At 42.1% G+C, this 15,844-nt stretch carries 13 protein-coding genes and 1 rRNA gene; 5 read left to right on the forward strand and 9 right to left on the reverse strand.

Annotation, left to right across the window (positions count from 1 at the left end; genetic code table 11):
- The 3 genes from ACRD7A_RS16060 to aroQ all read right to left on the reverse strand — a co-directional run.
- Nucleotides 1-207: hypothetical protein (locus ACRD7A_RS16060; RefSeq protein ID WP_430817954.1), on the reverse strand; the 207-nt coding region annotated here is incomplete at its 3' end.
- Nucleotides 208-448: 241 nt separating this feature from the next.
- Nucleotides 449-1,876, reverse strand: a complete 1,428-nt coding sequence (gene pyk, locus ACRD7A_RS16065; RefSeq protein ID WP_430812183.1) for a pyruvate kinase — start codon at nt 1,874-1,876, stop codon at nt 449-451.
- Between the two features lie 86 nt (nt 1,877-1,962).
- Nucleotides 1,963-2,406 carry a type II 3-dehydroquinate dehydratase gene (gene aroQ, locus ACRD7A_RS16070; protein WP_430812182.1) on the reverse strand — a complete coding sequence of 148 codons (444 nt, stop codon included), beginning with the start codon at nt 2,404-2,406 and terminating at the stop codon, nt 1,963-1,965.
- A 190-nt stretch (nt 2,407-2,596) separates the two neighbouring features.
- Here aroQ and xerD point away from each other — a divergent pair, with 190 nt between their 5' ends.
- From xerD to ACRD7A_RS16085, 3 genes are all read left to right on the forward strand, one after another.
- The gene (xerD, locus tag ACRD7A_RS16075; protein ID WP_430812181.1) at nt 2,597-3,496 is read left to right on the forward strand and encodes a site-specific tyrosine recombinase XerD; all 900 of its coding nucleotides are present in this window, start codon (nt 2,597-2,599) and stop codon (nt 3,494-3,496) included.
- Nucleotides 3,497-3,915: 419 nt separating this feature from the next.
- A complete protein-coding gene (locus tag ACRD7A_RS16080; protein WP_430812180.1) occupies nt 3,916-6,543 on the forward strand; it encodes a valine--tRNA ligase in 2,628 nt (875 codons plus the stop codon).
- Nucleotides 6,544-6,773: 230 nt separating this feature from the next.
- Nucleotides 6,774-7,961 carry a transglutaminase-like domain-containing protein gene (locus tag ACRD7A_RS16085; protein WP_430812179.1) on the forward strand — a complete coding sequence of 396 codons (1,188 nt, stop codon included), beginning with the start codon at nt 6,774-6,776 and terminating at the stop codon, nt 7,959-7,961.
- Nucleotides 7,962-8,021: 60 nt separating this feature from the next.
- On the opposite strand, the gene nadC is transcribed toward ACRD7A_RS16085, so the two are convergent.
- Both nadC and ACRD7A_RS16095 read right to left on the reverse strand, forming a co-directional pair.
- Nucleotides 8,022-8,870, reverse strand: coding sequence for a carboxylating nicotinate-nucleotide diphosphorylase (gene nadC / locus ACRD7A_RS16090; RefSeq protein WP_430812178.1), 849 nt, complete (start codon nt 8,868-8,870; stop codon nt 8,022-8,024).
- On the reverse strand, nt 8,867-9,268 hold the full coding sequence (locus ACRD7A_RS16095; RefSeq protein WP_430812177.1) for a DUF4783 domain-containing protein: 402 nt from the start codon (nt 9,266-9,268) through the stop codon (nt 8,867-8,869). The genes nadC and ACRD7A_RS16095 overlap by 4 nt, the downstream gene beginning before the upstream one ends.
- Nucleotides 9,269-9,480: 212 nt before the next feature.
- Between ACRD7A_RS16095 and rlmH the strand changes: the two genes are divergently transcribed.
- Together rlmH and ACRD7A_RS16105 are read left to right on the forward strand one after the other, a co-directional pair.
- The gene (rlmH, locus tag ACRD7A_RS16100; protein WP_430812176.1) at nt 9,481-9,954 is read left to right on the forward strand and encodes a 23S rRNA (pseudouridine(1915)-N(3))-methyltransferase RlmH; all 474 of its coding nucleotides are present in this window, start codon (nt 9,481-9,483) and stop codon (nt 9,952-9,954) included.
- A 50-nt stretch (nt 9,955-10,004) separates the two neighbouring features.
- Nucleotides 10,005-13,691, forward strand: coding sequence for a sensor histidine kinase (locus ACRD7A_RS16105; RefSeq protein WP_430812175.1), 3,687 nt, complete (start codon nt 10,005-10,007; stop codon nt 13,689-13,691).
- On the opposite strand, the gene ACRD7A_RS16110 is transcribed toward ACRD7A_RS16105, so the two are convergent.
- The 4 genes from ACRD7A_RS16110 to rrf form a co-directional block, all read right to left on the reverse strand.
- On the reverse strand, nt 13,676-14,065 hold the full coding sequence (locus ACRD7A_RS16110; protein WP_430812174.1) for an RDD family protein: 390 nt from the start codon (nt 14,063-14,065) through the stop codon (nt 13,676-13,678). The genes ACRD7A_RS16105 and ACRD7A_RS16110 overlap by 16 nt on opposite strands.
- Nucleotide 14,066: 1 nt before the next feature.
- The gene (locus ACRD7A_RS16115) at nt 14,067-14,642 is read right to left on the reverse strand and encodes a helix-turn-helix transcriptional regulator (protein WP_430812173.1); all 576 of its coding nucleotides are present in this window, start codon (nt 14,640-14,642) and stop codon (nt 14,067-14,069) included.
- A 5-nt stretch (nt 14,643-14,647) separates the two neighbouring features.
- Nucleotides 14,648-15,370, reverse strand: a complete 723-nt coding sequence (locus ACRD7A_RS16120; protein WP_430812172.1) for a hemerythrin domain-containing protein — start codon at nt 15,368-15,370, stop codon at nt 14,648-14,650.
- A 400-nt stretch (nt 15,371-15,770) separates the two neighbouring features.
- Nucleotides 15,771-15,844 (reverse strand): 5S ribosomal RNA (rrf, locus tag ACRD7A_RS16125); the annotation flags it as partial.

Consider the following 15,844-nt stretch of genomic DNA (forward strand, 5'->3'; position numbering starts at 1 on the left):
CCAGACCAGTTTAGATTTCATTTCAGTATTTTTGAGTGATTTTTCCGTTTGAAAAACCGCTGCTTTCCTTTGTCTGTGGCGCCTTAAGTGGTACCCCTGTTTCTGAAAGCGATGCAAAGATAAGCACTCTTTTCTATTATGCAATACTTTTTTCTCATCGAAACAAAACTTTTCTTCATCAGTTTCGGCTTCATCATTTGCAATCAACCATTTAAGCCACTAAAAAAAGTTTTGTTTTTTTTACCTCATTAGGGTCAAACAAAAATCAATCACTCTTATTGCTTGATGCAGGACAATCCACCTACCTGACTCAGCTGCGAGATACAGCCATTGATTACGTCAGGGCACCCAGTAATCACACGCAACGTATGACCCGCAATACAGCTTATAAAAACAGAAAAGGTGCCACCCAAGAGTAGCACCTTCACTATTATTTTAATATTGGTAATTATTGACCTTTCTCAATTTTTTCCAATAAGGCTTTTACGGTAATGATCTCCAGGTAAGAAGTACCGCCGCCAATACCAAAGCTACCGCCCAGGTAAGCCACCAAATCATCCTCAACGAGACGATCTTTCTTCAGCAGCTTTTTAAGGGTTTTCTTAAGGATCTCCTTCTTAGAGCTACCATCTTCCATCAAACGAGGGAATACACCATAAGAAAGCGCCAGTTGACGTCCTACATTGGCATTATAACATAATGCATATACAGGGCAAGTACCACGGAAAGCCGCCAGGTAACGTGCAGTCTTACCGGTTAAGCTATCGGTCAATACGGCCTTAACCTCCAATGAACGGCTCGCCTTAACAGCAGTATCCGCCAAATAAGCTGTAATATCAGCCGATTCTGGTACTACCGGAATATCGTTACGACTATCCTTAGCTGCCTCTACCTCTTTGGCAATCTTAGACATCGTCTTCACTGCTTCTACCGGGTAGTTACCATACGCTGTCTCACCACTCAACATGATGGCATCAGTACGATAGTAAATAGCGTTTGCCACATCAGTTACCTCAGCACGTGTTGGACGTGGGTTCTTAATCATGGTGTGAAGCATTTGTGTTGCCACAATAACTGGCTTTTTAGCTTCTACACACTTGCGAATCATCTGACGCTGGATACCTGGAATTTTCTCCTGTGGAACTTCAATACCCAGGTCACCACGTGCCACCATAATACCATGCACATGCTCAAGAATCTCATCCAGGTTCTCAACACCTTCAGCATTCTCAATTTTAGCCACAATCTTCATTGGGCTTTCCATCTCATCAAGAATCTGCTGCACTTCCATCACATCTTCTCTGTTACGCACAAAAGAGTGAGCAACGAAATCGATATTGTTCTGAGCGGCAAATTTGATGAAGTTACGATCTTTCTCAGTTACCGATGGCAGGTTGATTCGCACACCTGGTACGTTCACACTCTTACGGCTACCCACTGAACCATCATTCTGCACTTTACATAGCAAATGATCGTCTTCTTTAGACATAACCTCCATGGCTACCTCGCCATCGTCGATAAGAATCTGACTTCCTACAGGAACGTCATTTACAAACTCGCCATAGCTCACGCAGATGCACTCGGTAGTTGAGATACCTTCGATATCTCCTTTTACCTTCACAACATCACCAGTAGTAAGCTCCAGACTTCCTTCGCACTTGGTGGTTCTGATTTCCGGCCCTTTAGTATCGATCAAAATGGCAATTTTATCCGATACAGCTCGTGTGTTAGTTATCACTTTTAATACGCCTTCAAAATCCTGATGAGCAGTGTTCAAACGAACAACGTTCATGCCAGCCTTGTAAAGCTTCTTCAGAAAATCAACCTCACAATCGCGATCCGAAATTGTAGCTACAATTTTGGTAAACTTCTTCATAATTAAATTTTTCTTGGTGGTATGCAACAATTAATATTATACCAAGCATGGCCCTTCCCCAACCACACTCAGCGTCTTATTCTCGATTAATATATTTCTAGTTTATTACATTCAATATTTTTAAATGCTTCAATGGCCAATCGATAGGAATCAAGACCAAAACCGGCAATAACGCCTTTACAAACTGCCGACAGAAATGATTGATGCCTTACCGCCTCGCGCTGATGCACATTACTAATGTGCACTTCAACAACCGGGCTCTCAACCGCTGCAATAGCGTCGGCGATAGCCAAAGAAGTATGGGTGTAGGCTCCGGCATTTAACACAATACCATCCACATCAAAACCTACTGCATGTATCTTATTGATTATCTCACCTTCACTATTCGACTGAAAATAAGTGAGTGTGTCGCCCGAATAGGCCTGTTTGAGCTTGCTAAAGTAATCCTTAAAGGATTCTCTTCCATAAATGGAAATCTCACGTTTGCCCAGTAAATTTAGATTTGGGCCATTTATTATTAACAAGTTCATCTGATAAAACAGTTTATGGCTGCAAAAATACGATAGTTTGTCGTAATAAAAAAACCTACTAATCATTTAAAATTAAATAGGGAAAATATACATTATTTTAAGCTTTTTTACATTTCCACTTGATCGTTATCAAATCATTTCTTATTTTTACTCTTACAAATAATTGGGAAATACAGTAAATATTTTAATTATGAATTGGGAATCAGAAATTAAAGAGTTCAGAAACTACCTGCAAATTGAAAAAGGATTATCTGAGAACTCGATCCATGCTTACATCACAGATCTCACCAAATTGGTGACATTCTTGACTGAGCAAGGTAAGAAAAAAGGACCGGAGGAAGTAGTTTTAGCCGACCTGAAAGAAATGATGCAGTGGATTGGCGAGCGTGGCATCAGCCCCAGAACGCAAGCCCGTGTTATCAGCGGCATCAAGTCATTCTACAAATTCTTGCTAATTGAAGAAAAAGTAGAAAAGGATCCAACCGCGTTGCTTGAGTCACCTAAGATTGGCCGCAAGTTGCCCGACATTTTATCGGTTGAAGAGATTGATGCTATCATCAATTCTGTAGACCTCAAAAAATCAGAAGGACAGCGCAACAAAGCCATTCTGGAGACCCTTTACAGCTGTGGTCTTCGCGTGTCAGAACTGATTGATTTGAAAATCTCAAATCTGTTTTTCGAGTCTGGTTTTATTAAAATTGAAGGCAAGGGCAACAAAGAACGTCTTGTACCCATCAGCTCTAAGGCCATTAAGGAGATTAACTTGTATCTAAGCGAGTATCGTCGTACGCTTAAAATCAATAAGGAAGACGAAGATATACTGTTCCTGAACCGCCGTGGACGCAAGCTTTCACGCGTAATGATCTTCACCATTATCAAGAACCTGACCAAGAAATTAGGTTTTGAGAAGAACATCAGTCCCCACACTTTCCGCCACTCATTTGCAACACATTTGATCGATGGTGGTGCCAATTTGCGTGCTGTACAAGAAATGCTTGGACACGAATCAATTATCACAACCGAAATTTATACGCATCTGGATAAAGAATATCTGAAAAACACACTTATTCAGTTCCACCCCAGATCGTAATAATCATAAGGTCTCTAAAAAAAGCGCAACCAGTACTGGTTGCGCTTTTTTTATCCCTCACTCAAGTGCACAAAGTACATGGTAAATAAAATTACCCCGTTAAACCAGGGAACATACTAGTGGACAATAAAATACTTACTCAATTAACGATTGAATGCTGAAGCATACTGAGACTAAATAAGAATGAAATATTATTGGGTTAAAAAAGGTTAAAGAATTAATCTTTCTATCCAAACCTGTGTCCAGTACCAATCAACACCACCGGTTTTTCTATCAATCTAAATTACACTTATTAATTGCACTTTACCCACTATATACTGCACTGTTTTTTTTCTTATTTTTGCAGCCTTATATAGAACACATCAATGGCCTTCAACCAATGGTGATACGTTAATAACTGAAGAAAGACAATTACAATTATGGAAATTGCTAGCAAGTACAACCCGTCTGCTACCGAAGACAAGTGGTATAAGTATTGGATGGACAATGAATTTTTCAAGTCGGTTCCCGATGAGCGTGAACCCTACACCATCGTTATACCGCCACCCAACGTCACCGGTGTCCTGCATATGGGGCACATGCTCAACAATACCATCCAGGATATATTAATCCGTCGTGCCCGCATGATGGGTAAGAATGCCTGCTGGGTGCCCGGTACCGACCACGCATCCATAGCCACAGAGGCCAAAGTGGTAAATAAGTTACGCGATGAAGGCATCGATAAAAAGCAGTTAAGTCGTGATGAATTTTTGGGCCATGCCTGGGACTGGACAGAAAAACACGGGGGAATCATACTCGAGCAGCTTAAGAAGCTGGGAGCTTCCTGCGATTGGGATCGCACCTCATTTACGATGGACGAAAAGCGTAGCGATGCGGTTATCAAAGTATTCGTTGACCTTTTTAATAAAGGATACATATACCGCGGCGTTCGCATGGTTAACTGGGACTGCAAAGCACTGACGGCTGTTTCCGACGAAGAGGTGATTTATAAAGAGGTACAATCAAAGTTGTACTATCTGAACTATAAAATAGAAGGCAGTGACAATGAGTTTGTCACCATTGCCACCACGCGTCCGGAAACCATTTTGGGTGATACCGCCGTGTGTATTAACCCTAATGATGAGCGTTTTACCCACTTAAAAGGAAAACGCGTGCTGGTTCCGCTTATCAACCGCTCCATTCCCATCATCGAAGATGAGTATGTTGACATGGAATTTGGTACGGGATGTTTGAAAATAACACCTGCCCACGACATTAACGACTACGAAATTGGCATGCGCCACAATCTGGAAAGCATCAACATTTTCACCGACAATGGAACACTGAGCGAGGCGGCTGAGCTATTTATTGGTGAAGATCGCTTTGATGTGCGGGACAAAATCATTCCGGCCCTTCAGGAAGCCGGCAGCTTAGCTAAAATTGAGGACTACACCAATAAAGTGGGCTACTCGGAACGTACCGATGTGGTCATTGAGCCCAAGCTATCGGCACAGTGGTTCCTGAAAATGGAAGATTTGGCAAAACCGGCATTGGATGCCGTAATGAGCGACGAGGTTGAGTTTCATCCCAAGAAATTCAAAAACGTTTACCGCCACTGGATGGAAAACGTAAAAGACTGGTGTATCTCACGTCAGCTATGGTGGGGACACCGCATACCGGTTTACTACCTTACCGATGGATCGTATGTAGTGGCTGAGAACGATGAAAAAGCGCTGGCACTGGCCAAAGAAAAAACCGGTAACAGTGCATTGACAATGGCTGATATTAAGCAGGATGAGGATGTGCTGGATACCTGGGCATCATCATGGTTATGGCCCTTGTCGGTATTTGACGGCTATGGCGATGACACTACCGAGATTGATTACTACTACCCTACCAATGACTTGGTAACCGGGCATGATATCATCTTCTTTTGGGTAGCGCGCATGATCATTGCCGGCTATGAGTACAAAGGTACTTTCCCTTTCAAGAATGTATACTTTACAGGCATGGTGCGTGATAAGCAACGTCGCAAAATGTCAAAATCACTGGGTAACTCACCCGATCCGCTGGATTTAATTGCCAAATACGGTGCCGACGGCGTACGCGTGGGTATGCTATTATGCTCTCCTGCCGGTGGAGATCTGCTGTTTGATGAGAACCTGCCTGAGCAAGGTCGTAACTTCGCCAATAAAATATGGAATGCCTTCCGCCTGGTGAAAGGTTGGGACATTGATACTAGCATTGAGCAGCCAGAGTCGGCCAAGCAGGCCATTGCCTGGTTTGATGCCAAGCTGGATCAGACCATTGCTACCATGAACGATCATTTTGAAAAATACCGTATCTCAGATGCACTGATGACCGTTTACACCGTTTTCTGGCAGGAGTTCTCCTCATGGTACCTGGAGGCTGTAAAGCCCGCCTATCAGAAACCGCTGGATGCTGCTACCTATAAAGCCACCAGCGAATTCTTCGATAAACTACTTCGTTTACTGCATCCCTTCATGCCTTTCCTGTCGGAAGAGTTATGGCAGGCACTTGAAACACGCAGCGAGGGCGAAAGTATTATGGTATCAGAGATGCCCCAGGTGAAAGGGCTGGATCTTAATATCATCGATCAGTTTGAAATGCTGAAAGAGGGTGTGGGCGGCGTACGCACCATACGCAAAGAAAAGAATATCCCAATGAAGGATGCCCTTTCGTTAAGCATACTGGCCGGCGAAGGGTTTACACCTCAGTTCAACGCAGTACTTACCAAACTGGCAAATATCGACGCACTAAATATGGTAACAGAGAAAGTGGAAGGTGCTGTATCATTTATGGTGCGTACCAGCGAATTTTTTGTACCAATGGATGGCTTGATTGATGTGGAGGCTGAGGTAGCTAAACTGGAAAAGGACTTAGCACACCAACAAGGCTTCCTGAAAGGTGTGATGAAAAAGCTGGGCAACGAACGCTTTGTGAGCAGTGCACCTGAGGCTGTAGTGGCCAAAGAGCGCCAGAAACAAGCTGATGCCGAAGCAAAAATCAAAACTTTAACAGAGAGTCTGGATCGTTTGAAAAAATAAACACCCAACTCTTCGATAAGATTAAAAAACTGACAGATGACTGGCCACAGACATCTGTCATTTTTTTTATACCCCATCGCCGGTAAAGTAAAAAGCCAATCAACTGAACAGCATCACCTGGCCTTTACTTCGCCCCAAACAAGGACAACGTTATTTCACCATTCTGAACATACCTGAACATGCACCTCAATATCTTTTTATAGTTTTGCTTTAAACAAATTATAATCATCATGCTGAAAAAAATTATTCTTGCACTATTTGTAGTGCTCAGCTTGGGATCCTGCTCTAAATATCAAGGCGTCCCACAACAATATCATTCCTTACTTGATGCGGCCATTGAGACGGCCGACCAGAATGCACCCGAAATAGAAAAAGCATTGAAGGCAGCACCCAAGGGGCAGCAAGAGGCAGTGGCTTTCCTTATTGCTTACATGCCGGCTCATGACTTAAAGACCTTAAGCGCCGATTTCATCCTCGAAAATACGGCTTATGCCTTCAAGGCACGTGAGCAGTTTGCCTGGGCACAAGAAGTACCCGACTCTGTTTTCTTCAACGATGTGCTGCCCTATGCCAGTCTCAATGAACGACGCGATAACTGGCGCAAGGATTTTTACGAGCGCTTTTCAGAATATGTGAAGGACTGCCAAACCATGCAGGCAGCTATTGACTCAGTAAACAAAAATGTGCGCGATGAGCTATTGGTAGATTATAACACCAAACGCGAGAAACCAGATCAGAGTCCTTATGAATCGATGGAACAAAACATGGCATCTTGCAGTGGGCTATCCATACTGCTAACAGATGCCTTCCGTGCTGTTGGAATCCCCTCACGCATCGGCGGCACGCCCAACTGGCACGATAAACGAGGCAACCACAACTGGAATGAAGTTTGGATTGACGGCGAATGGTACTTTACCGAGTACTATCCCAGTGGTCTTAACAAAAGCTGGTTTTTGGCCGATGCAGGCAAAGCCATTCCTAATAACCCGGAGCATGCCATCTACGCCAGCTCATGGAAACCGGCCGACACACACTTCCCCTTGGTATGGGATATGAACATCAAGTATGTGCATGCCAAAAATGTATCGGATCGTTACATTCAACTGTATGAAGCAGCTGAAGCTGCCAAAAAAATAGCAGAAACCCATGTCCGTATTAAGGTGATGATGTTCAAGGATAATGTATGCACGTTTCAGGGAGATGACCGGGTAGCTGCCAATGTTGATGTATTCTGCGGAAGCGACCAGATGGGAGGTGGTCGCACAGCAGGTCCCACACAGGATATGAACGATGTACTTGAGTTTGTGCTGGAAAAGAACAAAACCTACCACTTCAATTACACGGGCGAATCAGGGCTTAAATCTATTAAGCTGGCCGTTAAGGATCAACCACAAACACTGAAACTATACTACAAATAAAACCAAAGGCCCCGAACGAAACCATTCGGGGCCTTTAGCTTTATATCCACTTGCATTTTTCTATTCATCCATGGCCTTAAGGCTCAGGTCGAGACTTTTGATATGATGGGTAAGCGCCCCTACCGAAATATAGTCTACACCACACTCAGCATAGTCGCGCAAGGTATCCATTGTAATGCCTCCTGACGACTCAGTTTCAAACTTGCCGCCAATAAAATCAACAGCACGACGCGTATCAGCCACCGTAAAATTATCGAGCATAATACGATGAATACCACCTACGCGCATCACTTCTTCCAGCTCGTCCCAGTTACGCACCTCTACCTCTATTTTTAGGTCTTTACCCTTTTCTTTTAAATAGCTTTTAACCTGTTGCACAGCGTTCTCAATACCCCCGGCAAAATCAATATGGTTATCCTTCAGCATCACCATATCATAAAGACCCATGCGATGGTTAACGCCACCACCCAATCGAACGGCCTCCTTCTCCAAATAACGCATTCCCGGCGTGGTTTTACGGGTATCGAGCACCCGTGTGCCAGTACCTTCGAGGCGTTTTACATAGCTGGCGGTGCAGGTAGCAATGCCACTCATGCGTTGCATCACATTCAAAACCAGTCGCTCGGCCTGAAGCAAAGACCATACTTTACCACTTGCATGCAACACAATATCGCCCTGCTTTACCTTGCTACCATCGTTAATATGCACATCAAGCACAATGGCAGGATCTATCCTTGCAAAAATGCGCTTTGCCATTTCTACGCCGGCCAATACTCCATCTTCCTTTACTAATAAGTACATTTTACCCTGTGCCCCGGCCGGTATGCACGACTGTGAAGAGTGATCGCCATCGCCAATATCTTCGCGAATGGCTGTATCAATTAATTGATCAATGAGCTGCTCAATCATTGTTTTTCTATTCTAATCTGATGAATATATATTTTCCCTTGCTTTTGCTTAGTTAAAAAAGTAAAACGATATCGCCCATCAGCAGCAAAGTAGTTAGCAATGGCATAGGAAGCATTATCTTTTTTTCCCTGGTGAACCAATTGAAATTCAGTGATAGTATGATTATCAAAGAAATTCTTGAGCACCATCTCGGCCTGTTTCTGACTATAAATAGCCGTTTTATTGGGCAGAATTATCTCGATACGATCATTAAACGAAGCCGCAATGGTTTCTGCATCGCTTTTTTTCATCGCCATAATGGTGCCACTTGGAAGAGCAGCGGTTTGCTGAGCACTTACCACCATACTTGAAAAAACAAGTACGCTTAGTATGGTAAATATGTATTTGCTATTTGTCATGGTACAAAATTTGACAGCTAAAAACTCTTACAAATATCACGCCCAACAATCCATTAAAACGATAATTTAAGAACTGATGAACACATTACGCTGCAATTAATGCCGATTTCAATAATCGCTCATTACTTTTACAACAAAAATAGAGGTTTAGCTCAATTAAACTACATTTTTAGGATTTTATTTATTATTGATAAACAAAACTGTGTACACAGATGAAAGTTGTATTACTGGTAATTGGAAAAACAGATGAAGCCTATTTACGCACGGGCATAGAGAAATACGAACAGCGCCTTAAGCATTATCTACCCTATGAAATGCAAGTGATCCCCGACCTCAAAAAAACCAAAAACCTATCGGCCGAGCAACAAAAAAGCAAGGAAGGTGAATTGCTGATCAATGCCTTTCATGCCGGCGATTATCTGGTGCTGCTCGATGAGAATGGGAAGGACTTTACCTCGGTGGGCTTTTCAAAGATGATTGAAAAAAGAATGGTGGCCGGCCTAAAGCGTCTCGTTTTTGTGATTGGGGGCCCCTATGGATTTTCCGATGCGATATACGCCCGGGCCAATGCAAAAATTAGCCTATCAAAAATGACCTATTCCCATCAAATGGTGCGACTTATTTTTGCCGAGCAGCTGTATCGTGCCATGACCATCCTAAAAAATGAACCTTATCACCACCAATAAAGAACGGGTGCTGATTTTTGCTATCTTTAAATAATTAAAATGTTTATTGTATGCCGCATCGTCGTCCTAAACTGCTCTCCTCACTGCTTGTTGCCCTAATATTAATACTCCTGGGTAAACTTATTGAGTATACTTTCGACCACGACTTCAGTCATTCGGCCGATACCCACTCAATACAACAGACAATATTGGAAAAGCAAAGAGGGCTCAGTGATGCACTTGCCACTTTACAGGACAGCTTGCTTTGGACCCAGGATAGCAGGTGGGCTTCCATGGACTCACTGGCACAGGACGATTTTAACTACTACCTTTTCGATGATGATGAGCTGATAGCCTGGTCGAACCACACCGTACCTCTCACAAAGTCCATCAACACTGGTCCGGCACTGGTTCAACTTGACAACGGATGGTATCTGCGACAACAGGTGAAGGTAAATCAGCATACCCTGGTAGCCATAAGTCTGATTAAAGAAGAGTACTTGTATGAAAATCGCTTTTTAAGAAACCGCTTTGCCTCCTGCTTCAAAATCACTCATCATCCCGCTATAATCGTTGATGACACTTGCTCGGAATATACCGTAAAAGATATTAATAACAACTACCTATTATCTTTAAAATACGAAGATCACGAGGTTATATCACCCATTAGTGTGGCTACATATATCCTTTACCTAATCAGTTTTACCCTGCTGGCAATGCTGGCCATTAAACTGATGGAGAAGTATCGGGAGAAAGCCTGGAGTAATCGTCTTCTAGTGCTCATTGGCTTCTACTATATGATACTAAGTTTTTTACTTACCCACTATACCGTTCCCCCCGATTTTTATCATCACCCTCTGTTTTCCCCTTTCACATTCGCGGCTTCTGAGTGGCTGCCATCTTTGAGTAGCTTACTCATTTCATCCGTATTTTTTCTCACATACGCCTTCTGCTTTTACCGTTATTATAAAACACCCCGCTTCCTAACGTCCCAAAGTACTCATCGCAATGGAAATCTCATTTTTCTAGGCCTGCGCCTTGGACTTATCATCCTCTTATTTCAGGTGGCTCATGAACTCATCAAACTCCTTGTTAATAACTCTTCCCAGGCATCTGTTTTCTTTAACATCGCCGACCTGAATGCCATTGCCCTTTATAAAACCTTTATCCTGTGCAGTTCTTTCACTGCGACAATATTTATTACAGAGCGCTTTGTGGTGCTGATCAAGGAGCATTTTAGTCTTTTGAGATTTTTAAGTATCGCCGGCTTTGCTTTTGCCCTTCTTTGGAGCATCGGATACCTCGCTGGTTATCCATTGCACTTCTTTAATTTTCTTGCGTTTGCCACCATTGCCGCCATTCTGTATAAGGCACAGCGCAATATGGGCGATGGCATTACCTACGGCTCCTTTATCTGGGTTATCTTCATCAGCTCCTTATACATTGTTACCCTGCTTCATCTTTACAACTTCGACAAAGAAGAAGAAAACCGCACATTACTGATCGAAAACCTTTCATTTCAACTGACACGTGAGTCAGACCCCGTGGCTGAGATGTATCTGGATGACATTGAGGAGAAGCTGAAAAATGATGAAAAACTCTTTGAATTATTGCTGCAGCCCGACATTGATGATGCCAGCATAAGCGAATATTTAAAGAAAAACTACTTTTATGGCTATTGGAAACGCTACGATCTGGAGGTGGTTTTGTGCTGGCCCTCTGCCCCCCTCTACATCGAGTCGGAAAATATAACCACCAATTGCTACGAGTATTTCGATGAATTGATCCATCTGCAGGGTACACCGGTTTCTTCCTGCGACAATATTTATTTTTTGGATAACAAAAACGGACAAGTCAGTTACTTTGCCCGAATACCTTACTTTGAAGAAGATGACCATAAAGCCATTACCCTTTACTGCGAAATAAACTCCACACCCGTTTTTACAGGCTTGGGTTACCCTGAGCTATTACAAAATCAGACAGAACAAATTAGCAATGCTACCTATAAAAGCTACTCGTTTGCCAAATACATCGATAAGAAACTGGTGAAGCAATATGGCGATTATCGTTATCCTATCAGATGGCCCATGGCAACACCTCCGATAGGCGAAAAGGTAAGCGTACGCGATGAGAAAGTGGTGCACCTCACCTATCAGTTAAATGAAAGTACAACACTCACACTGAGTAGACCCGAGATGAAGCCCATCTACCTACTGATGTCATTCTCAACCTTTGCATTGTTATTTTTTATCCTCACCGCCTTTATCTTCTATATCACCCGACGACATAAAAACACTTCACTAAACCTTTCAATACAAGAAAAAATTCAGATCGCTTTCGTAAGTCTCATCGTGTTCATCCTTTTGGTAATGGGCATTAGCTCAGTTTATTATTCCATTCATCAGTTTAAACAGAAAAATAACCAGATGCTTTCGCAGCGTATCAAATCAGTGCTTCAGGAGATGGAGCAGAAAATCGTGAATGAACCCGAGTTGGATGATAGTATGCACGATTATCTGCAATATCTGATGCAAAAATTTTCAAATGTTTTTTATTCCGACATTAACCTTTATTCCACAAAAGGGCAACTGCTGGCCACATCACGACCCGAATTATATGAGCAGGGGCTAAGTGGCCAAATGATGAATACGAAGGCATATTACAGACTTGCTCATAAACAGCATGCCGAATACATTCATGATGAATACATCGGAAATCTTCATTTTACGTCGGCTTATGTACCCATTTATAACTACGAGCGTGAAGTACTAGCCTATTTGAACCTACCTTATTTTGTGGGTAACAACGAACTTAAATCAGAAATTTCTTCGCTAATAGTAGCTGTTATCAACGCTTATCTGTTATTTATCCTATTTGCCACTGGCGTAGCCGTCCTCATATCACGACGCATAACACGCCCTTTGTCCCTTATCCAGGAACGACTGGCACGCATACGCATCGATAAACTCAATCAAAAAATTGGCTACAAAGGCAACGATGAAGTAGGACGGCTGGTGAAGGAATATAACCGTATGGTTGACGAAATATCGGAGAGCGCTGAAAAACTGGCACGATCAGAGCGTGAGATGGCCTGGCGCGAGATGGCCAAACAGATTGCCCATGAAATTAAAAACCCACTTACCCCCATGAAGCTCAATGTGCAATTTTTGAATAAAGCATGGGAAAGTAAAAGTGAAGACTTTGAATCATACCTTAAACGCATATCAAAAACACTGATTGAACAAATAGACCAACTGCATGTAATTGCCAATGAATTTTCTGATTTTGCCAGAATGCCTCAAGCACAGCGCACAAGGGTTAATATTATTGAAAAAGTACGAAGCGCCACTGCATTTTTTGAAAAGTCAGAAACAAACGTACAGTTTACACTCGACATACAGGAAAGTCCGGTCTATGTTTTTGCCGATCCTGACCAAATGGTAAGTGTGTTTAATAATATAATTAAGAATGCTGTTCAGTCCATCCCTATCGATCGAACAGGACAGATTCGTATCACTACCTCACGCGATGAAACGAGCATAAAAATAACCATATCAGATAACGGTCGTGGCATAAGCAACGAGGTAAAAGACAAAATATTCACCCCCAACTTCACCACTAAATCGGGAGGTATGGGCTTAGGCTTGGCCATTACCAAAAATATTATCACAAATAGTAATGGCAAAATATGGTTTGATACAACTCCTAATGTAGGAACTACCTTTTTTATGGCGCTGCCACTCTATAAAGCCGATTGATCCTTAATAACCTTTGTATCGGACCACTTTGCTCCCAGCCGAATATTAGTGAAACAAAAAAGATACAACTCAATAAGATTAAGTACAGGAATTAGAAGTATAATTTGGCGAATCATAGCCTTATCGGGCTTTCCCACCAAGTTCTGCTGATCGGCAATACTAACCACTTTGAGATGAAAGAGCCGACGACCAAAGCTCTGCCCCTTCAAAAAGGGCAGACAATCTTTAAAAAGGAAATAGATAAGGCCAAACAGCCAACCTATACGTGGAAATAAAGATAGGCCCAACACTAGGCTAGTATCAATAATAGCTGCCAACAGACGTTCTACAAAAAAATCTGCTTGCCCAAAGTGTGAAGAATTTGTCTTTTGCATACTATGTAATATCATCCATCTGAATAATATTATTCAGAATCGCATAAACCGTTAAACCCGATACTGTTTTAATCCCCAATTTACGTGTTATATTCTTGCGATGGGAGATAACAGTATGGATACTAATATACGTTTTATCTGCGATTTCTTTATTGGTTAAGCCCAAAGCCACCCCTTTAAGGATAGAACGCTCTCGAGGACTCAACTCTTCCGTGTCATTCTCCTTACTACCTCTCTTTACCTTTACCATAGCCGCCTGCAGCTTGCTATGTATAGATGCTTTTGTGTCCACAATAGAAAGATGATTATCGGGGGCATCGAGTGGTAAGAATGAATTAAAAACATAGATAAGCACCGCCTCATTTCTTTTCGCCTCCACCAAAGAATGCATTTTCTCAGGATCGAGATAATTGGTATTAATCATTAAAAGATCTGGGTCAAAATCTTTTACAATATCACAGCAATCTTCATCCCTGCCAATCATCTTAACCCCTGATATATCTTGAAACTTTTTAATAAGCTCAATTAATCCCACACCAATAACATGTGACTGCTCGGCAATTAGTACTTTAATCATCACGCTTATTTAGACTTTGACATTAATTTCTCCTCCATATCCCTTACCCAGGGATACAGCACCGACTCTTCCAGCTCGGCATGATCCATTAGGTCACGCTCCAGGCGAAAAATATCAAACACAAGATTATTATATAAGCAGTTATTAACAGGTGGGGGCAGATATTTTAGCAAAATACTTTTCAAATCAAACAAAGACTCTTCGATATTACTGTGCTCCTCCTGAAATTGAACCATTAGTGGATGTTCCAAACGCGCCTTGGCACGGTCTCCGGTATTTAAGGCATTATTTAATGACAAAATATATGGGAAGACTTTAACCTCCTCCTGATCAATGTGCGTATTGAACTCTGTTATATATTTTCGAAAGAAATTTAATAGCAAAACCACGTTCTGCTCGTTGGTATCCACCTGACGCTCAAAATTCTTAATTTGACGCTCTATCTCTGGTATTCGATAATGCACATAGCATTTATGAGCATTTCTTAGGTAGGTAATCATCCATTCAACCGGGAAGGCCTTGAATTTATTCCAATCTAAAAATTCTTTATCATGGAAAGAATTAGCAATCAGCAGAAAAAAATTAACATCAACGTTATGTGAGTGGCATACCTCGCTAACCGTTCTCTCTTTAAAACCCAGGGGTATTTCAAAACGCTGTATAACGGCCAGCAGCTGTATATCGTGTTGCACCACATCGACCATTTTCATCTCACTGGTAATATGCATATCAATTATATTTACGGGCAAAGATAATTTTTATTTGGAATCAATAAAAATAAACTCACCATTTCAAGCAGTATTCAGAGCCAGCCCTAAACCTTAAAATAGTAAAGGCTATCAGCTTTAACAGGTATATCTTGCTTTTAAGCTGATAGCCTCTAGCTGATAGCTATTAGCTTATTTAGATGATGACGTTCAAAACACACCATGAAATTCTTCTCACTACCTTTGAAGGCAGGTGTAGTACACCGCAGAAGACGGTAGGATGGGATTACAGCGGTATTTGGTAGCAACGGATCCCAGTTTTCCGATTCACCAATTCATCAGTTCAACTCCTCAGAATTCCACCCAACTTCCTAAACGCAAAAAACCTCTTACTCATTTCTGAATAAGAGGTTTCTCTAAAAAAAGGCGGCGACCTACTCTCCCACTTCTACGCAGTACCATCGGCGCTATCGGGCTTAACTTCTCTGTTCGGAA

Origin of the sequence: Carboxylicivirga longa, assembly GCF_050589825.1 — a bacterium.
In the GTDB taxonomy this organism is placed as follows: domain Bacteria; phylum Bacteroidota; class Bacteroidia; order Bacteroidales; family Marinilabiliaceae; genus Carboxylicivirga; species Carboxylicivirga longa.

Coding starts and splice junctions, on each gene's coding strand:
- pyk (WP_430812183.1), bottom strand. CDS start 1,876: ATGAAGAAGTTTACCAAAATTGTAGCTACAATTTCGGATCGCGATTGT.
- aroQ (WP_430812182.1), bottom strand. CDS start 2,406: ATGAACTTGTTAATAATAAATGGCCCAAATCTAAATTTACTGGGCAAA.
- xerD (WP_430812181.1), top strand. CDS start 2,597: ATGAATTGGGAATCAGAAATTAAAGAGTTCAGAAACTACCTGCAAATT.
- ACRD7A_RS16080 (WP_430812180.1), top strand. CDS start 3,916: ATGGAAATTGCTAGCAAGTACAACCCGTCTGCTACCGAAGACAAGTGG.
- ACRD7A_RS16085 (WP_430812179.1), top strand. CDS start 6,774: ATGCTGAAAAAAATTATTCTTGCACTATTTGTAGTGCTCAGCTTGGGA.
- nadC (WP_430812178.1), bottom strand. CDS start 8,870: ATGATTGAGCAGCTCATTGATCAATTAATTGATACAGCCATTCGCGAA.
- ACRD7A_RS16095 (WP_430812177.1), bottom strand. CDS start 9,268: ATGACAAATAGCAAATACATATTTACCATACTAAGCGTACTTGTTTTT.
- rlmH (WP_430812176.1), top strand. CDS start 9,481: ATGAAAGTTGTATTACTGGTAATTGGAAAAACAGATGAAGCCTATTTA.
- ACRD7A_RS16105 (WP_430812175.1), top strand. CDS start 10,005: ATGCCGCATCGTCGTCCTAAACTGCTCTCCTCACTGCTTGTTGCCCTA.
- ACRD7A_RS16110 (WP_430812174.1), bottom strand. CDS start 14,065: ATGCAAAAGACAAATTCTTCACACTTTGGGCAAGCAGATTTTTTTGTA.
- ACRD7A_RS16115 (WP_430812173.1), bottom strand. CDS start 14,642: ATGATTAAAGTACTAATTGCCGAGCAGTCACATGTTATTGGTGTGGGA.
- ACRD7A_RS16120 (WP_430812172.1), bottom strand. CDS start 15,370: ATGCATATTACCAGTGAGATGAAAATGGTCGATGTGGTGCAACACGAT.